The organism is Bartonella sp. AU15XJBT, from assembly GCF_028618615.1.
GTDB lineage: Bacteria > Pseudomonadota > Alphaproteobacteria > Rhizobiales > Rhizobiaceae > Bartonella.
The window spans coordinates 84,389-109,222 of sequence record NZ_JAQITG010000007.1 but is presented as its reverse complement, the minus strand read 5'-3'; the positions used below and the strand labels follow the sequence as shown (position 1 = coordinate 109,222).

Sequence of the window (24,834 nt, the reverse complement as noted above, 5' to 3'; positions counted from 1 at the left end):
ATAATATTAATTTTTGATAAAATAATTATAACATTAATTAATAAAATTTTTTCTTTATTTATATAAAGTCATAGAAAAAAATTCCTTTACTCATTAAGCATATCATGTTGCGATAGAAAGGATTACCTTTTTTAGGGTAATTTTTATCTTAAAATAACTAAAGGGAACTTCCCAAAAATGAACAAACAAAATTTAGAAAAAAAACCTAAGAAGAAATTGCAACGTGGACTACATAACCGCCACATACAACTTATAGCCCTTGGTGGAGCAATTGGAACTGGTCTCTTTATGGGATCAGGAAAAACAATCAGTGTAGCAGGCCCCTCAATCCTCCTCGTTTATGCGATTATTGGTTGTGCTCTATACTTTGTCATGCGTGCTATGGGAGAATTATTGCTTTCTAATACACAATACCGATCTTTTATTGACTTCTCGACCGATCTTCTAGGACCATGTGCTGGATTCTTTATCGGCTGGACATATTGGTTGTGTTGGATTGTTACTGGAACTGCTGAAATTATTGCTATTGTCACTTATGCACATTTTTGGTGGACTGAACTAAACCCATGGATTCCTGTTATCATTGCTCTTATGTCCTTTTTAATCCTTAACCTCATCGCCGTAAAACTCTTTGGCGAACTTGAGTTCTGGTTTGGTTTTATCAAAATCGTAGCAATTTTAGTCTTAATTGTTGTGGGATTTTATATGATCTTCACCGGTTTTGTCTCTCCAAACGGTACAGTTGCTTCCCTTAGCAATATATGGAATGGTGGAAATCTTTTTCCACGAGGGATTACTGGCTTTTTTGCTGGATTTCAAATTGCTATTTTTGCTTTTGTTGGCATTGAGCTCGCAGGAACAGCGGCGGCTGAAGTAAAAGAGCCTCAAAAAGCTTTACCCCAGGCTGTCAATTCAATACCAGTCCGCATTGTATTCTTTTATATTTTCTCTCTTCTTGTGATCATGTCTGTAATGCCTTGGGATCAAATTAGTCCAGAAAAAAGCCCATTTGTAACAATGTATGCACTTATTGGTATTCCAACTGCTGCTGGTTTGATGAATTTTGTTGTCCTCACAGCTGCCGCCTCTTCAGCAAATAGTGGAATTTTTTCTACCAGCCGTATGGTATATGGACTAGCAACACAAAAAGGAGCTCCTAAATTTTTAGGAAAACTTTCTCGTAAACATGTTCCAGCCAACGCATTATTCTTTTCATGTTTATGTATCTTATTAGGTTATGCGATTGTATCGTTATCTCAAACCCTTATAGCTGCTTTTACAATTGTTACGACAATTGCCGCAATTTTATTTATATTTGTATGGTCTATCATTTTGATCAGCTATATCATTTATCGTCGCAATCGTCCTCTCCAGCATACTGTCTCTCCTTATAAAATGCCAGGGGGTGTTGTGATGTGTTGGGCGCTTCTCGTTTTCTTTGCATTCATTATTTATTTATTGTCATTAGAAGCAGATACCGCCATAGCTTTAAAATATACACCAGCATGGTTTATATTTTTAGGCATTGTATATTTTCTTTTTGGAAGAAAGAGTTATGCAAAAACTTAAAAAATAAAGCCCCTAAAAAATAAAACCTATGTGCAAAAAACATATAAAAAGGGTAACTCAAGTTACCCTTTTTTGATATTTGTTTATAAAACTATAGACGTGAAAAACATCTCTTAGAGGCTTTAATTACGCTCTTTATCAACCAAAGCATTAGATTTTATCCAAGGCATCATAGAACGAAGCTTTTTACCAACCTCTTCAATAGGATGATTATCATTTAAACGCCGCATACTTTTAAAATGAGCAGCACCTGCCTTATATTCTTGAATCCAATTCGATGTAAATTTACCCGTTTGAATATCTTTCAATATACGTTTCATTTCTGCTCTGGTTTCATCCGTAATCACACGTGGACCAGACATATATTCGCCCCATTCAGCTGTATTAGAAATCGAATAATTCATATTTGCAATGCCCCCTTCATACATGAGATCAACAATCAGTTTAACCTCATGTAAACACTCAAAATAAGCCATTTCTGGTGCATAGCCTGCTTGTGTTAGTGTTTCATACCCTGCTCGAATGAGTTCAACAAGACCACCACACAGAACTGCTTGTTCACCAAAAAGATCAGTCTCACACTCTTCTTTAAATGTTGTTTCAATCACCCCAGCGCGTCCACCACCAAGTCCACATGCATAAGATAATGCTACACTATGCGCATGCCCTGAAGCATCTTGTGCCACCGCTATTAAACAAGGAACACCACAACCACGTTGGTATTCATGACGAACTGTATGGCCTGGACCTTTAGGAGCAATCATCACAATATCAACGGTTTTTTTAGGTTCAATCAAGCCAAAATGAATGCTCAAACCATGGGCAAAAGCAATCGCCGCCCCATCACGTAAATGGTCATGAATATGCTCTTTATAAATATCAGCTTGCAATTCATCTGGTGTTGCCATCATGATGAGATCTGCCCATTTTGCTGCTTCAGCAACACTCACCACTTCAAAACCATCGGCCGTAGCCTTTTTAACTGTTTCCGACCCTGAACGCAAAGCTATTTGCACATTTTGAACACCAGAATCTTTCAAATTTAAAGCGTGCGCACGCCCTTGAGAACCATAACCAACAATGGCTACTTTTTTTCCTTTAATGAGATTAACATCCGCATCACGATCATAATAAACACGCATAAAAACACTTCCTTCTTTCTCTAATTTAAACTGGATTTCAGATTATTTTTATTAAATAAGAAACATTATCTTCAGTGCATCACACACTCATAAAGATAAAAAACACCGCTTATAAGAACACAGCCATTGTATAATCTTCTAAAGTCTACATATTGCATAGAAAAAACGTGGCCCCCAAACATTCCCAAAACATATACGGATCCCCAAATAAACTTCAACTGCTGTGCTACAAAAATGATACTTACAAAACACAAGACTTCTCAAGAAAATATATCTCTGCTAAGATTCTATTCTCCTATAGCGCCACAAAATATTATAGCCTAAAAATTAAGATACAACATACAATTTTTAACATGAACCAAATCAATGCGGATAGCAAGAAAAATTACAAAATAACAAGTATTGTTTTAATACAGCCTTCAAAAATATATATACAGTAATATCTTTTAAATAACAGAGAGTATACATTAGCTTACAACTTTTACTTTTTATATTCTGTAATAGCCACGCCTCTCACGCAAAAAAGAATGCCCAAAATAGAACACTCTTGTGTTATTTACTCACGCGCTTGTTTTAAAGAAATTTCTCACTGCGCTCGAGATCTTTTCAAGAATTCCTACCTTAAGATTTGTAATAGTCTAAGATTTATTGCGCCCCCCCCATCTTTCCTTCATAAAGCGATCAGTCGATCTCATCATTTTATTTTCTCGCTCCCAATGTTGCAACAAAGCGTATTGAATTGATATTATCGATAAAAAGCATTTACTGATTTTAAAAAATCTATTCATGATGAAATCATCAAAAAACCTCGTACATCAACAAGGAGAATTGCACACAAATATCTCTTATAAACCATTTTGCAAAAGCAGCTGCACAACATTAAATAAGCAAATAAACAATGAAGGCACTCACTTATATCTTTATGACGTAAAATGATGATGAACAATAGTTTTTTTATTCATGGAGATTTCGTGCTATACTCTTTGCAGATAACATTGTGAAATCAACCCAAACATATTGAAAAATATCTTTATTACGCTCAAGAGAATTTTGTACACTCATCCATTAAAAATCCTACACACCCTTCTTATAATAAAAACACTTTAAAATCCCTATTTTTTATCGCTTCAAAGAAATTATAGTAAAGAAGGTTTTAAACCTTCCTCATAATAGACGGTACGAATAAAAAACATCTCGTGCACTCAAAAACATAAAAAATAGAAAGCGATCAATAAACAGAGCGACAATAGAATATTTATAATGCATATTAATAGTGTTATTGAGCTAAACATATATTATTTTTTTAGATAAACTGGCAAAGTTTTATAAAAATTTCTCTTCCAACTTTATAAAGAAAAAAAGATTACGATAACAACCGAATAAAACGCTGAACAGTCTCATGCATCCCATACTCTAATGCATCAGCAATAAGCCCATGGCCAATAGAAACTTCATCAAGCCAAGGAACATTTTTGACCAGAGTAGGAAGATTCATAATCGTCAGATCATGCCCTGCATTCACACCTAACTGCAACTCTTTCGCTCTTTTGGCGGCTAAAACAAGTTTATTGAGCTCTTGATCTTGTGTTGTTTTGTCTTGAAATGCACCACCGTAAGGTCCAGTGTAAAATTCCACACGATCAGCCCCTATTGCTTTAGCAATATCAAGACCATCGATAGTAGGATTTGCAAAAAGAGATACACGAATCTTTCTTTTTTTCAAACGCTGAATAATAGGGGCTAAAAATTCTGCATCATGAGCAAAGTTCCACCCATGATCAGACGTTGACTGATCTGGATCATCAGGAACAAGAGTAATCTGGTCGGCATAGTTTTCAGCTATATCCAAAAATTGATCACTGGGATAACCTTCAATATTAAACTCAGTAGTAGAAAAAGTGTTCTTTATTAAACTGTATATATCTGGTAAATCCGCAAAACGAATATGCCTTTCATCAGGGCGTGGATGAACCGTCAAACCTGCCGCTCCAGCGGCAAGCGCTATATGCCCAATATTCTTGATATTTGGCCAGGGAAGATTACGTCGGTTGCGCAAAACAGCAACAGCATTAAGATTAACCGAAAGTTTTACCGCCATGCCCATTTCCATTTTTCTACAGTGTGTAACAAGATAGAAAAAAGGTATTTTCCGTCTGAAACTTGGATGATACACATATTTTTTCTACCGAACAATCGTTAAACGCTCTGCTGCGCGGGTAATTCCCGTATAAAGCCAGCGTGCATACATATCACGAAATGCAAAACTTTCATCAAACAAAACGACGTTATTCCATTGAGAACCTTGCGCTTTATGAACCGTCAATGCATACCCATAATCAAAATCATCATATCGCTTTTTTAATTGCCATGAAATTTCCTGATCAGGATTTTCAAACGCTGCTTTTAAAAGTTTAATCTTTGTTACCCCACGCTCACTTTCTTCTGGTTTCACAAGAAGATTAATACTTGGTTTAGCTGTCTCCTTCTGTGAAGTCATCACCTTCCATAAAGAGCCATTTAACAAACCTTTAGGAGGATCATTTCGCAAACACACAAGCTTATCTCCCGCTTGCGGATACTCTGCTGTAAATCCCTTTAACATACGTAAACGCTGATTATAAAGGTGGCGTGTACGATTAATCCCTACCAAGACCTGATCAGCTTCCAAAACCAATTGTTGATTAACCTCTTTACGTGTCACAACGCGCGCTTCTCCATAATCACCATAAGTAATATCGCGTCCTTCACGCACATCCATAGCAAGACGTATAATCGGATTATCCCGCGCTTGGCGATGAATTTCTGAAAGAAGAAAATCTGGTTTTCCATTGGAAAAAAAACCGCCACCAGATATAGGAGGCAATTGACCTGGATCACCAAGAACAAGAATTGGTGTCCGAAAGCTCATTAAATCACGTGCCAATTGTTCATCGACCATCGAGCACTCATCAACAATAATGAGTTTAGCTTGTGCGGCAGCACTTCTTCGATTTAATGTAAATGTTGGAGCAATAGACTTTTTTCCCGTAATTTCATCGGAAATTTCCTCTTCTCCACGGGGACAATAAATCAACGAATGAATCGTACAAGCATTGCTTGCACCTTTAGAACGTAAAACCTGCGCTGCTTTGCCCGTAAACGCAGCAAACTGAACAGAACCATCAACTGTTTCTGCAAAATAGCGCGCAAGCGTTGTCTTACCGGTTCCCGCATAACCAAAAAGGCGAAAAAGAGGAGAACGCCCTTCCCTCAACCACGCGGCAACAGCCTTCAATGCATTATCCTGTTCCTGTGAAAACTGCATAGTTTACCAACTTAAGATTTGCATAAATAAAAAGAGCAGTATTTTGAAAAAAAACGACAATCAAGAAAAACTTTTTTATTAAGAATTGCTGACACACGCCCATCTAACAACTTTCGTAGCACAATTATCAATTATTTACCCATTGCTTTTTCGAATTATTATAACAATTTTTACAACAGTAACACCAACAATGGAATATGCATATCTTAAATTTAAAATAACACCTATACACGCTTTTTCTAACCAAAATTTAGAATAAGAAAAAGAGCATTGCAATTGCAAAACCCTCGCTAGAAAAAATGTCCTTAACAGGATAAGAATAATGTAATTTTACGAATACTATTTTACATAATCAATCAGCTTTCTTGCACATAAAAATAAAGTACATCCACTATGGAAAAATAATAATTAAATATATCAAAAACCTTTTGGCAGAAATAGAAATAGCTCTCAACAAAACGACTTAATCCTATGATAATATACCTATAAAGATCCTATCTCCCTCTTATCATGATTTTAATAAATTTACTCTTCATGCTACAAATAAGTTATATTTCAACGAATAAAGAGAGACATCACGCTTATATGAAACACGCTTTATCTCGCACAAATATGTCGCTTTTTCTGTTTCGACAATAAAATCTGGTTCGTAAATATGGCCTTCTTGGTAGTCTATGATAAGAAAACTGGGACATGGTTTCATGTCCAGCGTAGCACTTCAGGTTTGTCCTCTAGAATATGAAAAAAGCGCAATTTTCCATCGACTGAGTCAAACTTTTTCTTTTTGTCTCAATGTTTTAAAGTTTATAAAAACGAACTGATTAATGCTATTCTTATTGCTAGAAATAATAATGGAATCAAGGGAGATAATTTTTTAATAGACTTTATGTCAAAATATCAGCGGTGAGATTGCTTTTTGGTTGTTTTAGCAATGAAATAATGAGCGCCAATATTGATGAATGAAACGGGAGGTTTAAATTGAAAATATTAATTCCAGATGATTATCAAAAAGCCACCCTAACATTACAGTCTATTACAAAATTAATGAAATCGCATGAAGTGCTGGTTATCAATAATTTAGCTAAAGAATGTGATTTAGAAGATAAGCTCAAAGAGATCGATATTCTTATCTTAATCAGAGAGCGGACTAGAGTTGATAGAAATCTTCTCCTGAAACTGCCAAATTTAAAATTAATCTGCCAAACCGGCCCTATAGGTTCACATATTGATATAAAAGCGTGTAGAGACTTAGGAATTGAAATATTAGATGGTGGTGGAGATCCAACTTCTGCTGCTGAATTTGCGTGGCTCTTAATGATGTCTGCGCGTAGAAAACTGTGTAAATCCGTATCTGATATGCAAAAAGGACGATGGCAAACAACATTTGGCAACCAAATGAAAGGGGCTACTCTTGGAATATACGGGTTTGGGCGTATTGGTAAAATGGTTGCTCAATATGCTCAAGCTTTTGGCATGTCCATTTTGGTTTATGGAAGCCAGCGTGCAATGCAAGAAGCAAAAGATTTAGGTTATCATTTTACGCATTCAAAAGATGAATTTTTTACACGTCCTGACATTATATCCGTCCATTTACGTTTAAGCGATAAAACCAGAGAAATCATTCAATTAGATGATCTATTGAACATGAAACCTCATGCTATTTTTGTCAACACAGCGCGTTCAGCTTTGGTTGAAAAAGGGGCGATAGAAAAAATACTAAGTTTGGAAAATTCAATTTACTTTGCACTGGATGTTTATGACAGCGAGCCAGTATATGAGGGCAAATTATTGCAATCAGAGAGAGTTCTTTGCACACCGCATCTGGGCTATGTGACTGGAGAAAGCTTTGAGAATTATATTGAAAAAGCTTGCCAAAATATAGCATCTTTTATGAAGAACGCTTAATGCCGGCTGAGCCAATATTTTTAAAGTTTATCTTATAGCGCTAGCGTATTAAATTTGCACGACACATAATAGCTTATTTCCTTAAATTAAGCATCTCTCTTAGCTTTCATATTAATACCAATCGTATTGACAGATTTTTATGTCATCAGCATAAAATCCCTCATTTATTGTTGCAATCATTATTTAAAAAGGCCGCTTTATTGGAATACACGTTAATTGGAAGGGGGCATCGCGCGCAATAATAAATTTATAGAAAAATATTATAAATGGATTGTATTGCTTGTTGCCACCATCGCTCAAGCATCAGCCTGCTTCTTTGTTCAAGGGATTGGTCCTTTAGCTGAATTTTTTAAGAAGGATTTCTCGCTTAATCACTCTCAGATAGGCTTGCTGTCTTCAGCAGCACAGTTTTTACCTATTATTGGGTTACTTGTAGCTGGTGAATTACGAGACAAGTTTAACGAGCGTCATATGTTGGCGTTGGCGCGGTCGGCGTTTCTATCGCTCTTTTGTTTGGAGCAATCGCAGATAACTATTTTTTCCTTTTGGTTTGTTTCTCATTGTAGAGGGATTTTATAGTTCTGCTCAACCCGGGGACGCTCAATCGGTTTTCACAACCGCAGCGCAGATTTGCAATGGGAATAAGGCAAGCGTGACTCCCATTAGGTGAAGCATTAGCTGGGATAGTTCTTCCAGCTAGTGTGCTTGTCTATGGCACACAAGGTGCGTTTTTGGTCGGAGCCATAGTTTCTTTTTTAAGCGGATGTATATTTATTATTTTTTTATCACTCACCAGCAAAAGGTATCGCTATCGTTCCAGAAAGCAGCAAGAGTTTCGTTCTATACAAAGTAAGATCTCGTCTTGCAATGTTGGCTGCACCGCATATGAAGAATATTATTTTTTCAGGCGTTTCACTTGTGATCGTTCAATATGTTTTAACCATTTTTATAACGATTTATTTTTATAGAATCTATCACCTGGCTTTAGATAAAAGTGCTTATTTGTTTTCTGTTTCACAGGCTTCTGGTGCTTTGGGAAGAATTATTTTAGCAGCGTGGAGTGATCATTGTAAAAAAGGACGATTTTTTCCTGCCTTGTTTTGCATGATTGCAGTCGTTTTTGGATTTTTAATATTAATTTTGGGCATGAATGGATCCATAATTTATTTAACTATTTTATCTGCCTGGTTAGTTTTTTTTGGAATGGGATAGTATGGCCCGTGAGTTGCTTATATTGTAGACTCTTCCCCGAAAGAAAACATTGGCTTTTCTCTGGGGTTAGCCATGTCTGTAAATCAAATCGCAATTATTACTGCTCCACCATTATTTGGATTAATCCAAGATTTTACAAACAGTTATTTACGAACATGGCTGATTTTAATTATTGTTTTTTCACTTTTCTTAATAAAAAAGTAGGGAAATATAATTGGGGAGGAAATTATAATGATCAATGAAAATACTTTTGAGTTGAGCAATGTCGAAAGCGACAAACTTTGAGAGGCTTTAGACCATGTTATGTATGATCCATACGTTAGGTATTGAATATTCGGTTGAGCTTAAAAAATAGCATTTTCGCTACTACCCCATAGAATCTTGGCAATTCTTATGAATCAAAAGATGTCTATTACCCCTAGACCATATTTAGTCTTTGAAAACCTTCCTATTGATAGAAAAATTAATACGTCACCTAATCCTTATAATTTAGATTCGTCTTGTAAAAGCGGTTATATAAGCGAAAATTTAATTATGATGTTTTCTTTATTAATCGGAGAGTCTTATTCAATTAAGTTTGAAGGCGAACATATAGTAAATAACCTAGTTCCTTTAGAGGATAATAAAAAGGATTATACAGGATTAGAATCTGAAGTTGAGTTAGATTTTCATATAGAAAATGCTGCACTAAAATTTATAAAAGGTTTAAATTTATCTCCTAAAGGGATACTTTTAACTGGTGTTCACAATGATGTTGATGGCCCGTTAACGAGAATATCTGATGCACGTCTCGCTTTAAAACTTTTAAGTGAGGAGGATTTGAGGAGCTTAAGAGATGATTTATATATAATCAATGTTCCCTATAGATGGAGAAAAAATGGGACAACCTCTACAAGTAAAGTACCCCTCGTTCAAGGAGACGGTGAATTCCCAGATATCAGCGCTGTTTTTTATCCGGGCATGTTAGAACCACAGTCAGAAAAAGCCAAGGAAGCTTTAGATCATTTTTATGAAGCTATTAAAGCTGTATCTTTTGGGATTGATGTACAACCAGGAAGATTATTATACACTGATAACAGAATGACTCTACACTCTAGAGATAAATTTTTTGGATCATTTGATCGTTATAAAAATCCAATGCGGTGGATTCAAAGAGTGTTTGTGTCTACAGATTTATGGAATCATAGATATGTAGAACAAATAAAAGGAAGGGTATTTAATTTTCAATGTTAATGTCCTGATAATGATATGATGTTGAGTATTATTCTGGTTTAGACATATTAACGACCCATCTCATCTGTACAGATTTTTCCTGCATAATCAGGTGAGGTTACGACCTGATTATAAGCGATGGTAGCCAATTGATTTTCTTATGGTTGCATTTGATCTTTGTTATTTTTGCCCTTCCTTTCAAGCCGCTAGGGGGATTTTCCGATCAAACTCTTGCAAGAGCGCTTTTGGAGTCATTTCATGATGCAAAACCAAAACATAGTGACAAACTTTTCTATTGTTTTCACAAGCATGACGGTTTGCATGGTTTCCCCCTTCAAGCACGGTGGCTTTTTTCTTGCACGACGGAATCTTTCACATATGAGACAACATAAATTAATTTATAAAAGATAATTCAATGTATTATCTAAAAAATGCAATGAAATAGCTATTAATGTGAGCATATGAATTTAAAAAACAAACAGCGCGTACAAATAAATTCAAACATAATTGGACACGACTTATAACATTTTTAGATGAACAAATAATAAGATAGCCCATGTCTTTAAACAAAGAATAAAAATCATAAAATAAGCTCTAAGGCTAATAAAGACTCTTCACAAAGATAGAGACGGAGATGAAGACTCCAAAGACTTCATCATCACCATCCTTCACAATTTTTCTAACATATTTATTTTATACAAGAATTTTCCCCTCAGAAGAAACAGCATTTGCAACAGCTTCCTCGCTTGCCTCATCGGGTAATAACATTTCATTATGGGCACATCCCGATGGGATCATAGGAAAACAATTTTCTAAATGATAAACACGACAATCAAAAAGAACAGGCTTATCACAGTCAATCATCTGCTGAATTTTATCATCAAGTTCATCGGGTTTTGAACAATAAATTCCCACCGCTCCATAAGCTTGTGCCAATTTAACAAAATCCGGCATAGATTCCGTATAAGAATGAGAAAGACGATTACCATGCAATAATTGCTGCCACTGGCGAACCATCCCCATGTACTGATTATTTAAAATGAAAATTTTCACAGGTGTGTCATGCTGAATGGCTGTTGCAAGTTCTTGAATATTCATCTGAATGGAGGCATCACCAGAAATACATACAACAAGTGCATCAGGATGGGCTATTTGAACACCAATCGCGGCAGGCAGACCATACCCCATCGTTCCAAGACCACCAGAAGTCATCCAATGTTTTGGTTCATCAAAATGATAATACTGCGCTGCCCACATCTGATGCTGTCCGACATCCGTCGTAATATAAGCACGGGCATCTTTGGTCAAAGTATAAAGCCGTTCAAGAGCATATTGTGGCATGATAACATCTTTTTTTTCCATATATGCCAATGACTTGCGTGATCTCCAGCAATTAATTTGCAGCCACCATGTTTTACGACTTTCTTGATCAAACTTTAATTGATGCTCATGCAAATGTTGCATTATATCTGCCAAAACATGTGCCACATCGCCAATAAGTGGCACTTCTGCTTTGACAATTTTATTGATGGAAGAAGGATCAATATCAATATGAATAATACGCGCATGAGGCGCAAATGCATCAAGACGCCCCGTGATACGATCATCAAATCGTGCTCCAACAGCTAACATGACATCACAATCATGCATGACCATATTCGCCTCATAAGTGCCATGCATTCCCAGCATTCCGAGCCAATTTTTTCCAGAAGCAGGATAAGCACCAAGTCCCATAAGTGTTGAAGTAATCGGAAAATCCCCCAATTGCACTAAATTACGCAAGAGCTGGACAGCTTCCCCTCCCGATGAAATCACACCACCACCAGAATAAACAACAGGGCGTTTTGCCTCCATTAAAAGAGAAACAGCCGATTTGATAGCTTCACAATTATTCCCTTTATTCCCTTTCAGCGATGGAAAAGAATGTAATGATTTCTGAACTTGAGGCGCTCTATAAAATCCTGAAGCAAATTGAACATCCTTAGGAATATCAATCAAAACCGGTCCTGGGCGCCCAGATTGAGCAAGAGAGAAAGCTTCATGAATAATGTCCGCAAGCTCATCAACATTTTTAACCAGCCAATTGCCCTTCGTACAAGGCTTTGTAATTCCAACTGTATCAGCCTCTTGAAAAGCATTTGTTCCAATCAGCGTTGTCGCTACCTGGCCAGAAAAACAAACAAGAGGGATAGAATCCATGAGTGCATCCTGCAAAGGTGTCACAGCATTCGTTGCCCCTGGACCAGAAGTCACAAGCATAACACCGACCTTTCCAGTACTGCGTGCATAGCCTTCCGCCGCATGCCCTGCGGCTTGTTCATGGCGCACCAAAATATGCTGGAGTGTATCTTGGTGATAAAGAACATCAAAAATAGGCAAAACAGCCCCACCAGGATAACCAAAAATATGTTTAACGCCTTGATCTATAAGAGCCTGAACCACTATTTCAGCGCCCGACATTATTTTTCCATCTAAACTCTCTTGCTGTTTTGGATCATTTCGCATTTTTCCCACTCACCTACTTTGATAGGACAATAAAAAAAGCCCCTAAAGGAGCCTATAAAAAAAGACCCCTAAGGAGTCTATTACACAACACATATTGTATGATCACCCCCCATTATTCCAACGCATAAAATATATAAAAAAATTCCTTATAGAAGGATTTTTAATTCCATTGATATCATTCGTCAATAAAAAATTTATTCTTTACAAATTATCTTTTGCAAATTCTTCTATAAAGCTTTAGCTTTTTCATCAAGAAGTAAGCATCCATTCTTCATCAAATTGATGACGAAACCAAGTCATTTGTCTTTTTGCATATCTCCTCGTTTGAGTTTTCACCGCTTCAAGAGCATTTTCAAAGCTTCTATATCCATCCAAATAAGCCATAAATTCAGATACACCTATCGCTTTCATCACTGGTAACGAAGGGGAAAGCATAAGCTTCTTCAACGCCACCACCTCTTCTAAAGCACCTCTTTCAATCATAGAGTCCAAGCGTTTATGAATGCGTTCATAAAGCAGAGGACGTGGAAGCATGAGAAGAATTTTTTCAGCACAATGAGGCGCAATGAGAGGCGTTGTTTTTTGCTTCTGCCACCAACTGAGCTTCTCAGCAGTTGCATCATAAACTTCCAAAGCACGGACAATACGCTGTCCATCTTGCGAGGAAATCTTTTCAGCAACAACAGCATCAATCTGTAACAACTGGCGATAAAGATTTTCAGGTCCCTCTTTATCAAGCAGCAAGCGCCATTTCTGTCGCACAACATCTGGAACATGAGGAATTTGCGAAATTCCCTCCAAAAGAGCACGAAAATAAAGTCCTGTTCCGCCAACAAAAATAACGGATCTCGACGTAAAAGTACTCAACAGCTTCTCAACATCACACAACCATTGCCCTACTGAATAATTCAAAGTAGGACTCACATGGCCATAAAGATAATGGGGAACAATTGCGGTATCAGCCTCCCTCGGCCGTGCCGTTAAAATATTTAAAACGTCATAAACCTGCATTGAATCCGTATTAATAATGAGAGCATTTTTTTCTTGAGCCATTTGCAAAGCAAGTTCTGATTTCCCACTTGCTGTGGGCCCTGCTATCAATGTAATTGTTCTCTGTGTCATGAACAGCAATCCCTACCAAGCATCAACTTATTGCAATATGCACAACTGCCCGCAAAGCCCCTATATTTTCTCTCCATTATCATAAAGTAAAAACTTTAAACAAAAACACGAACAAGAATTCTCCTTCAAGATAAAGAAAACCCTTATGAAAATTATAAAAAAGAAAAAACGGGCTTAATAACAACATCAAAGGGATTTTCCAAGCATCTTTTGCTATCATACTTCAATAACAAACCATAGCCATAATCATTCTTGTCCATTAGGCCATTTAAAATAGCCTTTTTTCTTCATGTATGAAAATAATACTAAGCTAAACCTATACAATCAAATAGATTTATTTTTTTCTATAAAAATAGCATACTGCTCTGGCTTATCACAAGAGACTCAGAAACTTTCTTCTTCACACTTTTTTATCACTATTTTTTCATTCATCATAAAGAAAGATATCAATATACCGATAAGCGATTGATTCTCATACGATTTTTATATGGAATGACTTTTTTCAAACTGAAGAGAAAAAAACTCTACAGCACAAAAAGTATAATTACAAAGCGCTAAAAGCCCCACTCACATAAAACATTATTTATAACAGTTAAGCATTTTGCAATTTGCATGCCCCCAATATTATAAGATTTACTCATTTCGCCTCCTCTCTCATAAAGCATCATATCAATACCATTCAGCTGCGCAATCTAAAGATATAAAAATCACCATAAGAAAGACGGCGAATATCTCACCTATAACATTTTAAAGAAAAAGCTTTTGCAATATTGAAAACCGGCAAATACTATTGCCAACTTGCACTTTTATTCAGCGCAAAAATAAAACCGTCCAATGGATTTTATGTTATATAATCCACACTCTTCATCCTGAAATTGGCTCTTAAAAATGGTAGATGCCTCATGAGTAAGTTACCTAAATATCCATATACTAAGGCTAATAAAAAACAAAAAAACGAATTCTTCAAACATCAACCCATGAGGCATCAATCCATTGGGATCGTTACAAACCGTAACTCTCCATCTGGATGTGCTACGATGAATAGAGCATTTTTGCGTCCAGCTTCACGTAATTTATGAAGACGTTTTTTAGCTTCATCAATTGTTGTGACTGCACTCTGATTAATATCAACAATCACTTCACCAACGCGAATACGTTTTTTATCCGCAGCACTATTTTGTGCAACAGATATCACCACGAGTCCTCGAAGTTTATCTGAAATCGAATAACGATGACGCAAATCCTCTGTCAGCTCAGATAACGTCATTCCCATCAATTGCATTGTCACACCTTTCGGCAGATCATTATTTTTTTTATCATCAACTTCTTCTTCTGTATCTTCATTGGCATCGGTTTCAATCAAACGCCCAAGCTTAACTCTTACTGTTTTCTCTTGCCCATTCCGTAAAATAATAACATCCACAACTCTTCCTTCTGAACTCTCCGCGACTAAACGCGGCAAATCACGTGCATGCTTAATTTTGGAATTCCCAAAAGAAAGAATAACATCTCCAGTTTGCAACTGGCTATTATCGACATTATTTTCTTCCGTCTGTTCTATTTTACCAGCCACCAACGCTCCTACAGCACTGTCTAGTTTTAAACTTTTTGCAATATCCTCTGTCACGGGCTGAATACGAATAGCCAACCAACCACGTCTTATTTCTCCAAAATCGCGCAATTGATTAATAACAGAAAGTGCCATATCCGACGGAATAGCAAACCCAATACCAATAGATCCGCCCGAAGGTGAAACAATTGCTGTATTAATGCCAATGACTTCACCATTTCTATCAAATAACGGGCCACCAGAATTGCCTCGATTAATCGCTGCATCTGTTTGAATAAAATTATCATAGGGACCAGCATTAAGATCACGGTTACGTGCTGAAATAATACCAACCGTCACACTCCCACCAAAGCCATAAGGGTTACCAATAGCCATAACCCAATCACCAATACGTGCTTTTTCTGAGTCACCAAAACGCACAGCTTTTAATTTTTTACGTCCCACATCTACTTGAAGCAACGCTAAATCCGTTTTGCTATCCTTGCCAAGGAGCTTTGCCTTGAGTTTTGTACCATCCGTAAAATTCACTTCAATATCATCAGCATCAACGATAACATGATAATTTGTAACAATAATCCCTTTTTGCGCATCAATTACAAAACCAGACCCTAAAGAACGCACCTTTTGAAATTGACTATTTTTTTCCCCCTCTTTGGGGGTAAAAAAATCATTAAAATATTCCTCCAGCAATGAATCTTTGGGAATAACGGGTACTGAAGTATTTTCATCCTGTTCCGTTCCTTCAACAGTCTGTGCCGTAGAAATATTCACAACCGTCTCCAAAAGTTCAGAAGCTAAATCAGGAACAGAAAGCAATGTCTTGTCTGTCTCACCACCCCAAGACAAACTCATGGATCCTGATAAAAACAAAATCACACAAAAAACAACTCTTGTGATAAAAGACTTCAAAAACTTACTTTTACTCACGACACTTCTACCCATGACATGCCTTTAAATCAAAGCTGCAAAGATCCTTACTCAATTTATTATGCAAAATCAGTATGGCTTAGCATTCACTTACATTCATCATAAAACAAGCAGCGATAGAGGATACTTCTCATACGAAATAGTATCCTCTATACATTATTTCACCTATTCTCCACCGGTCTTTGAATCAGTTTTACTCAAACTAGGACTCATTGTTGATGAAAGTTTTTTCTTTGCTTGCAGGGAATTCCGAAAATAAAAAAAGAAATCCTCATTTGGTGAAATCACCATCGGTATTCTCTCTAAATTCTTATACTGTTCCATCGCTAACCAAAAATCGTAAAAAGAAGGATTAGCTTCCCGGGCATTTAATAAAATGCGAATACTTTCAGCCTGTCCTTCACCGCGCGTAATTTCAGCATCACGCTTTGCAGCCGCCACAATTTCTTCATATTCACGATTTGCCTCTGCGACAATACGATCTCGCTCTTGTTGACCACGAGCCCGAATATTTTCCGCAACTGCTTCCCGTTCAGCAGCCATTTGCCGATAAACATCTTCTGAAACAGCATCCGTTAAATCGGTTTTTCGAATACGCACATCAACAATCCTAATACCCAACGAACCTGCATCTATAGAAAATTGCTTTTGAACCTCAGCCATCATCGCGCCTCGTTCATCCGATAAGGCTGCTTTAAACTCTCGCTTACCATAAACAGCCCGCAAAGCGTCAATAAAGCGTGGTGCAAGATTTTCACGTGCTGCAATTTGCGGGCGCCCTGAAGCAATACGCTGTAAAAATAATTTAGGATCCGTAATACGATAAATAAAGAACGCATCCACTTCATAATAAGCCCCCCCACGAACTTGCACAGATTGCGTAGGAACATCATAACGCAACAACCGATTATCCACCACAATCATCTTATCCACAAAAGGCATTTTCCAATAAATTCCAGGATTAGATTCTACCTTAACGATTTGTCCAAAACGCTTAATGGCGACTTGTTGACGAGGATAAACAATAAAAAATGACATCCCCAAAACAATCAAAAGAATTATTATGCTACTAAAAACAAACAAAAAACGTGACTGCTGCATTATTAACATCCTCCAGAAATCTGATAATCCAAGAGCGATGTAGAAGTAGAATGTGCTGATTTTATTTTTGCTTTTTCTGGTAAATTATCACGCAGCAATTCACTCAAAGGAAGATAAGGCACCGCAGGAGAATTCATTTGATCGAGAACCAATTTATTTGGTGAAGAAAAAATACGCCCCATCGTCTCCATATAAAGACGATAACGCGCAGCCTCTGGTGAAATTGCAGCCTCACGGGCTATGGACTGAAAACGTTCAGCACGCCCTGTTGCTTCTTCAACCATTTGGGCTTTTTCACCTTTTGCGATTTCCCGTGTCCGTGAAGCTTCACCATTTGCTAAACCAATCTTCGTAAAACGCACACGATTTCCTTCTTCAATCATTCGTCCCCGTTCTTGCTCTGCCTGCTGAACAGAATTAAACGCTGCAGCAACTTTGGTAGGAGGAGCTGCTTCACTGATCGATACACGGCTTATTTCAACCCCGAGTTGATATTTATCTACAGTCAACTGGGTAATCTTTCTCACATCGTCAGCAACTTCTTCTTTTTTATCGCGTAAAACATCATCAACTGGTCTTGAACCAATGACTTCTCGCATTGCACTTTCAGCAACCTGACGAACAGTTCCTTCTTGATCATTCACATTGAATAAAAATTGTCCTGGATTTGAAATGCGATAGTAAACAGAAAAATTGACATTCACAATATTTTGATCACTCGACAGCATCAAACCTTCACTTTGTTGTCTCTGTCCAGGCTGTCCACCAATTGCAATTGTTTTTTCTGTTAAAGGCACTTTCATATAAGTCTCAATTGGCCAAAAATGAAAATGCAAACCATCACCGATAATTCCTGCCTTAGGCACACCGAAATGCAATTCTACTGCTTGCTCATTTTGTTGAACAATATAAAGTGACTGGTAAAGGAAAAAACACACAGCAAGCAGAAGGAACAAAACAAAAACTCCCCCTCGACTAAATTGTTTAAACTGATCCTGTCCTTTACGCAAAATATCATCAAGATTGGGACCATTTCCATTATTGCCACCAGAACCAAAAAGATTCTTAGCCGATGTTTTTTTGTCACCACTGTTCTTGTTTTTATCGCCACTCCACGGGCCACCACCATTTTGATTTGTCCAGGGCATTGTCACCTCTTTAACTGACTATTATTCATTCAAATACAAACCCTTCACTTAAAGCTTATAGGGTTCCTCTCATCTCAATTACGCAACTGATAAACCCTTTCCACTTCATATTACAAAAAATTATTTCCGCTCATAAACAACAAAACGTGTCGGATGACTATCTTTATCTCCTTTTGGAATATCTTGTGTTTGCACAATAGTCCACTTTTCTTTATCAAAAACAGGAAAAAAACGATCACCTTCTATAGAAGCTAAAACTTCTGTAAGGAATATTTTATCAGCAAGACTAAATCCTTGTTGAAAAATTTCACCCCCACCAATAATAAAAATTTCCTCTACATTATTTTGAGAAGCAATACTTGTTGCAAGAGAACAAGCCTGTGATAAAGAGTGCGCAACAACAGCCTCTTCAGCGCTGAAGGTACAATCGCGCGTAATGACGATATTTGTGCGCCCTGGTAAAGGTTTTCCGATAGAATCCCAAGTTTTTCGCCCCATTATAATGGGCTTACCCAACGTCAACGCTTTAAAGCGTTGCAAATCTGTCGATAAATGCCAAGGCATTGCACCTTCACGACCGATAACACCATTTTCTGCAACAGCAGCAATTAAACAAATAGAAATCGTCATATTGCTACCGGCGCTTTAATATGGGGGTGTGCTTCATAATTAAGCAATTCAAAATCCTCAAATTTAAAAGAAAAAAGATCTGTTACCACTGGATTTATGCGCATACATGGCAAAGAATTCGGTATACGAGACAATTGATATTTTGCCTGTTCAAAATGATTAGCATAAAGATGAGCGTCCCCCAGCGTATGAATAAAATCACCAACTTTAAGGCCACTAACTTGCGCGATCATCATCGTTAATAATGCATAGGACGCAATATTAAACGGAACTCCTAAAAAAATATCTGCCGAACGCTGGTAAAGCTGACAGGATAATTTACCCTCAGCAATGTAAAATTGAAAAAGACAATGGCACGGAGGCAAAGCCATTTCTTCTATTAATGCAGGGTTCCAAGCTGATACAATCAAGCGACGAGAATCTGGCTTTTCCTTAATCATCGTTAAAAGATTGTCAATTTGATCAATATGGCGTCCATCCGGCGCTGGCCAAGAACGCCACTGATACCCATACACAGGACCAAGATTTCCTTGTTTATCAGCCCATTCGTCCCAAATAGATACACCGTGCTCTTTCAACCATGCAATATTTGTATCGCCTTTAAGAAACCACAAAAGCTCATAAATAATTGAACGTAAGTGTAATTTCTTTGTTGTTAACAACGGAAACCCCGCTTGTAAATCAAAGCGCATCTGATACCCAAAAATAGATCGTGTTCCAACACCCGTTCGATCTGTCCGATCAATACCCTGATTTAAAACATGAGATAAAAGAGCAAGATATGATTTCATAGGACTATTATGTCCGATTCTTTTCATTATAGAAAATAAAAACTGTAAAATCCGTACAAACTTAATTTAAATCTTTTTCCGAAAACATCTTACACAAGAAATTATCATGATCTGACTAAAATTTTGATGTAAAAAATAAAATACTATAGACAGCTTCTAAGAAAATAACATAGAGGGATAATGAATAAAGATGGATGAACGTAAAATGAAGGGATCGACTATGGAAAAACAAGAATCTTTAGCATTACATGACACAAGAAAACGTGTTCTTTCAATCATATCGAGCGCATCAGGTAATCTGGTGGAATGGTATGATTTTTATGTTTATTCTTTTACATCTATTTATTTTGCCTCACAGTTTTTTCCTTCTGATGGTGATGTTGTTACCGAACTTTTAAAATCTTCCATTGTCTTTTTTATCGGCTTTCTTATGCGCCCAATCGGTGGTTGGCTCTTTGGTTTTATTGCCGATCGTTATGGTCGTAAACGCTCTTTACTTATTTCTGTTTTTATGATGTGTGGCGGCTCATTCCTTATTGCCCTCCTTCCTACCTATGAAACAATTGGAACAACAGCAGCCGTTTTACTTGTTTTACTTCGTATGATCCAAGGATTGTCCGTTGGCGGAGAATATGGCACAACAGCAACTTATATGAGCGAAGTTGCTCTTAAAAAACGTCGTGGTTTCTTTAGCTCCTTTCAATATGCCACACTCATTGGCGGTCAGCTTCTTGCAAGTCTGGTTATGTTTATTCTCGCCCTCTATCTCACAGAAGATCAGTTAAAGGCATGGGGCTGGCGTATTCCTTTTGTGATTGGTGGCTGTGGCGCAATTGTAGCAATTTATCTGCGTCGTTCTCTTCATGAAACAACCACAAAAGAAAGCCGTTCTCAAAAACATACGGGCAGTCTTAAAGAGCTTCTACGCAATCACGGAAAAGCGTTCCTTTTAGTTATTGGTTTTACAGCTGGTGGATCGCTCATATTTTATACCAGCACAACTTATATGCAAAAATATCTGATCACAACGAGCGAATTTGATAAACACACTGCGAATACAATAATGACGGCTGCACTGTTCGTTTTTATGTTACTCCAACCCCTTTTTGGTTCTCTAGCGGACAAAATTGGTACAAAAACTTCACTGCTTATTTGGAGTACTCTTTCCATCATTTTTATCGTTCCAGGGCTTAGATTCATAGGGAGCACCCATGACACGTGGATTGCACTTTTAATCGTTATAGGAATGCTGTGTATTTTGAGTTTTTATACATCCGTCTCTGGTATCGTAAAAGCAGAGATGTTTCCTGCTTCAGTACGCGCTATGGGCGTTGGACTCTCTTATGCTATTGCTAATGCGATCTTCGGTGGTTCTGCTGAAGCTGTAGCACTAGAATTTAAAAAGCATGGATATGAATCATACTTCCATTTTTATATAGTCGGCATGATGATCATTGCCTTCATCGCAATTTTCTTAATGCCAGATGCTCGCAAAAAGGGATATTTACAAGGAGACGATATTCATTAACTCTTGATATTAACAAAAAAGCCCAGGATTCTGGGCTTTTTTATATTTGTTCTACGGAAATTTAAAGCTTACACTTTTTTATTTTTATCCCTTCAAACACTCTAAAGAAGAAATTTTCTCTCCTCCCGCATAGGTAGCTTATAAAAACAAACGGCTCCGCATTGTTATCAAACGGCTCTGCATTGTTATCAAAGAGATGCTTCTTTAGCTGAATTTAGTTCACTGAAGATAAGAAACGTTTGATTTATTTTAATACTTCTATTCCTCATCAAAACCGAAGCCAAACGATCATCTTTCAAGAAATTTTATCAATAATAAATGATACATTGTCTCATGCTATTGTTTAATACGCTCTTTAATGGACCCCATATGCGAAACAAAGCCCCATGAAAAATAGAAAATACCATTATGTTATGAATTCCGGCACTTTTTTAAGAAACATTTCTCAAATATACCCAAGTCCATTTCACAATGGCGTCTGGGAATAGCATAAAGGGAAAGCCCCCGCAAAGTGTAAATATTGAACAAGATATTGATTTATAATGATATATCTAGTGTCATTCAACTTGAATTAAAACCCCGCACAGCGTAGGATTCTCTCATTTCAAGTTTGTTTTATGTTGAATCAATCAAAACCACTTGCTTGCACATTACAAGTGGGGGAAAAGCCATGCGGATAAAACTGTACAAGAAAGAACTAAAAATACCTCTTATGAACCGTCTTAAGTTTTAAGAGCTGCGTAACATTTAACATTATACACCACCATCTTTACACTTAATAAAAGTGAAAGCCACCATCATTTATACTATTTGTTAGCTCTATACTATTCTCTAGCCCTTAATATTGCGTTCTCCCTTGATACTTAAGATAGTTCATAAAAAGATTTTACGCACACACCAACCTCGCATGTAATCGCCAATAACGCCATTTTACGACACAACATCAAGCCTATAAACTAAGAGTATCATATCCTCACAAACACTCTCATATGCAAATAATTCACGATGAAACAAAAAACAATATTTCCCTAAAAGATCGCCAAAAGCGCATGATTTAATCAATACACCATAAGCCCAAAACAACATTGATCGCTCTAGAAAAATCTTACAGTGAAACCACTGAACGCTAAGTGGGTAAGCTCATTCTTTTACTATCTCAAATTTTTAGCCTCTACAAAAGGATATAATCATGAAATAAAAGACTATTTATTGATTACCAACAGTAAAAATTAATTCATACTTCCTACCACAATTCAAATTTACTTTCTTTATTTATTGATAACATCAAAGATATATAAACATAATCTATATTAATATAAATATTATTTATTCTATTTAAATTCCAAATAAAATCCCTTAAAAACACTAAAAGTATAACAAACGATCTTAAAGTATTTTTCTCAGAAATTATCATGATACAATGGCGTTTTTATGATATACATCGTCAACAACTTTAACGCGCAGAAAAGTTATCAATCTAAAAGGGGAATACTTCATGAATAACCAAACAACTTTAGATCCATATGATACAAGAAAACGTATTTTTGCTATCATATCCAGTGCATCAGGAAATCTGGTAGAATGGTATGACTTTTATGCTTACTCTTTTGCATCGGTTTATTTTGCATCACAATTTTTTCCTGAAGATGAAGATATTGTTACACAACTGTTAAAAACTGCAGGAATCTTTTTTATTGGCTTTCTTATGCGTCCTATTGGAGCATGGCTCTTTGGCTTCATTGCTGACCGCTATGGACGTAAACGCTCAATGCTTATTTCTGTTTTTATGATGTGTGGAGGTTCTTTTCTCATTGCTATACTTCCCACCTATAAAACCTTAGGAATAACAGCAGCATTTCTTCTCCTTTTAGTCCGTATGTTTCAAGGACTTTCTGTTGGCGGTGAATATGGTACGGCAGCCACTTATATGAGCGAAGTTGCGCCCAAAAATCGTCGTGGGCTTTTTGCTTCTTTCCAATATGCAACAACGATCTCAGGTCAACTTCTCGCGAGTTTTATAATATTTATTTTAGCCATTTACCTTAACGAAGATCAGTTAAAAGCGTGGGGATGGCGTATTCCTTTTGCCATTGGTGGCTTTGGAGCAATTGTTTCAATCTATCTACGCAGCTTGCTTCATGAAACAACAACCATCAAAAGTCGCTCTGAACAACACGCTGGTAGTCTTAAAGAACTTTTCCGCAATCATAAAAAAGCGTTCTTTTTGGTTGTTGGCTTTACAGCTGGCGGATCACTCACATTTTATACATATACCACTTACATGCAAAAATATCTGATCACAACCACTGGTTTTGATAAACAAACCGCAACAACGATAATGACTGCCGCACTCTTTATTTTTGTGTTATTTCAACCCCTTTTAGGTGCCTTCGCCGACAAAGTTGGAGCACGATTTTCACTCATCAGTTGGAGTGTCTTATCCATTATCTGCACCATTCCTGTCCTTAAAATGATTGGAAATACCCATAACGCATGGACAGCACTCTTCATCATTATTGGCATACTCTGTATTATGAGTTTTTATACGTCCATCGCCGGTATCATAAAAGCAGAATTGTTTCCCGCTTCAATCCGAGCAATTGGTGTTGGATTTGCTTTTGCCATCGGGAATGCACTCTTTGGCGGTTCTGCTGAATATGTAGCGCTTGGATTAAAAAATATGGGATACGAATCTGTTTTCTTTTTTTACATCGTTGGAATGATGATCATTGCCCTCATCTCCATTCTCATGATGCCCGATATCGATAAAGGGGGATATCTCGATAAAGACAAACTTCATTAAACTTATTTACTGGATCAAAAAGCCCAAGAAATTGGGCTTTTTTATAATTATTTACCCAAAAACTTAATTTTTTATATTATAAAATCTATTTCATTATCTTACTCTCAATAAGGAAAAGTTATCGAACACTTTCTATGATCTTCAGGTAATCATTTTCATAACATATTGAGTTATAATTGTTGTTTATCGTTTTGTATATCAAATAAAAAACCTAAATACCGCAAGATTTTCTCATTTCTACCCTTTTTCCCACCCTCACAACGATACCTCTTGCAACGCATAAGAAGAATTAGTCTATGGGTAAAAATTATTTTAATAAATTAATAAAATCGCATATTTATGAATTATTTAAATTAAAAATTGAA

Annotated in this window: 17 protein-coding genes; 7 read left to right on the top strand and 10 right to left on the bottom strand. The window is 36.8% G+C overall.

Features of this window, described 5'->3' with window-relative positions:
* Positions 1-177: 177 nt before the first annotated feature.
* A complete protein-coding gene (locus PVV57_RS05045; RefSeq protein WP_273783592.1) occupies positions 178-1,569 on the top strand; it encodes an amino acid permease in 1,392 nt (463 codons plus the stop codon).
* A 122-nt stretch (positions 1,570-1,691) separates the two neighbouring features.
* Here the strand turns inward: PVV57_RS05045 and ilvC are convergent, their stop codons facing one another.
* From ilvC to PVV57_RS05030, 3 genes are all read right to left on the bottom strand, one after another.
* Positions 1,692-2,711, bottom strand: coding sequence for a ketol-acid reductoisomerase (gene ilvC / locus PVV57_RS05040; RefSeq protein ID WP_273717789.1), 1,020 nt, complete (start codon positions 2,709-2,711; stop codon positions 1,692-1,694).
* Positions 2,712-4,074: 1,363 nt separating this feature from the next.
* On the bottom strand, positions 4,075-4,809 hold the full coding sequence (locus PVV57_RS05035; RefSeq protein ID WP_273717791.1) for a pyridoxine 5'-phosphate synthase: 735 nt from the start codon (positions 4,807-4,809) through the stop codon (positions 4,075-4,077).
* An 84-nt stretch (positions 4,810-4,893) separates the two neighbouring features.
* Entirely contained in the window at positions 4,894-6,015 is a 1,122-nt protein-coding gene (locus PVV57_RS05030) for an ATP-dependent RecD-like DNA helicase (protein WP_273717792.1), read from the bottom strand.
* 978 nt (positions 6,016-6,993) lie between these two features.
* Between PVV57_RS05030 and PVV57_RS05025 the strand changes: the two genes are divergently transcribed.
* The 4 genes from PVV57_RS05025 (at position 6,994) to PVV57_RS05010 (ending at position 10,365) form a co-directional block, all read left to right on the top strand.
* Positions 6,994-7,920, top strand: a complete 927-nt coding sequence (locus tag PVV57_RS05025) for a D-2-hydroxyacid dehydrogenase family protein (protein ID WP_273783591.1) — start codon at positions 6,994-6,996, stop codon at positions 7,918-7,920.
* A 216-nt stretch (positions 7,921-8,136) separates the two neighbouring features.
* A complete protein-coding gene (locus PVV57_RS05020) occupies positions 8,137-8,499 on the top strand; it encodes an MFS transporter (RefSeq protein WP_273783589.1) in 363 nt (120 codons plus the stop codon).
* A gap of 306 nt (positions 8,500-8,805) precedes the next feature.
* Positions 8,806-9,132, top strand: a complete 327-nt coding sequence (locus tag PVV57_RS05015; RefSeq protein WP_273783587.1) for a hypothetical protein — start codon at positions 8,806-8,808, stop codon at positions 9,130-9,132.
* Between the two features lie 393 nt (positions 9,133-9,525).
* A complete protein-coding gene (locus tag PVV57_RS05010) occupies positions 9,526-10,365 on the top strand; it encodes a TauD/TfdA family dioxygenase (RefSeq protein ID WP_273783585.1) in 840 nt (279 codons plus the stop codon).
* A gap of 672 nt (positions 10,366-11,037) precedes the next feature.
* Here PVV57_RS05010 and PVV57_RS05005 read toward each other — a convergent pair.
* From PVV57_RS05005 to PVV57_RS04975, 7 genes are all read right to left on the bottom strand, one after another.
* Positions 11,038-12,849 carry an acetolactate synthase 3 large subunit gene (locus tag PVV57_RS05005; protein WP_273783584.1) on the bottom strand — a complete coding sequence of 604 codons (1,812 nt, stop codon included), beginning with the start codon at positions 12,847-12,849 and terminating at the stop codon, positions 11,038-11,040.
* A 249-nt stretch (positions 12,850-13,098) separates the two neighbouring features.
* Complete coding sequence (miaA, locus tag PVV57_RS05000) at positions 13,099-13,971, bottom strand: tRNA (adenosine(37)-N6)-dimethylallyltransferase MiaA (protein ID WP_273783582.1); 873 nt, start codon at positions 13,969-13,971, stop codon at positions 13,099-13,101.
* 985 nt (positions 13,972-14,956) lie between these two features.
* Positions 14,957-16,483 carry a Do family serine endopeptidase gene (locus tag PVV57_RS04995; protein WP_273783581.1) on the bottom strand — a complete coding sequence of 509 codons (1,527 nt, stop codon included), beginning with the start codon at positions 16,481-16,483 and terminating at the stop codon, positions 14,957-14,959.
* A gap of 150 nt (positions 16,484-16,633) precedes the next feature.
* The gene (gene hflC / locus PVV57_RS04990; protein ID WP_273717805.1) at positions 16,634-17,569 is read right to left on the bottom strand and encodes a protease modulator HflC; all 936 of its coding nucleotides are present in this window, start codon (positions 17,567-17,569) and stop codon (positions 16,634-16,636) included.
* Between the two features lie 2 nt (positions 17,570-17,571).
* Positions 17,572-18,717, bottom strand: coding sequence for an FtsH protease activity modulator HflK (hflK, locus tag PVV57_RS04985; protein ID WP_273783579.1), 1,146 nt, complete (start codon positions 18,715-18,717; stop codon positions 17,572-17,574).
* 120 nt (positions 18,718-18,837) lie between these two features.
* Positions 18,838-19,347 (bottom strand): dihydrofolate reductase, encoded by a 510-nt coding sequence (locus PVV57_RS04980; protein WP_273783578.1) that lies wholly within the window; start codon positions 19,345-19,347, stop codon positions 18,838-18,840.
* Positions 19,344-20,138, bottom strand: a complete 795-nt coding sequence (locus PVV57_RS04975; RefSeq protein ID WP_273717810.1) for a thymidylate synthase — start codon at positions 20,136-20,138, stop codon at positions 19,344-19,346. Before PVV57_RS04975 ends, PVV57_RS04980 begins: the two co-directional genes overlap by 4 nt.
* A 220-nt stretch (positions 20,139-20,358) precedes the next feature.
* Here PVV57_RS04975 and PVV57_RS04970 point away from each other — a divergent pair, with 220 nt between their 5' ends.
* Entirely contained in the window at positions 20,359-21,666 is a 1,308-nt protein-coding gene (locus PVV57_RS04970; RefSeq protein ID WP_273717924.1) for an MFS family transporter, read from the top strand.
* A gap of 1,495 nt (positions 21,667-23,161) precedes the next feature.
* Complete coding sequence (locus PVV57_RS04965; RefSeq protein WP_273717812.1) at positions 23,162-24,469, top strand: MFS family transporter; 1,308 nt, start codon at positions 23,162-23,164, stop codon at positions 24,467-24,469.
* Positions 24,470-24,834: the final 365 nt, after the last annotated feature.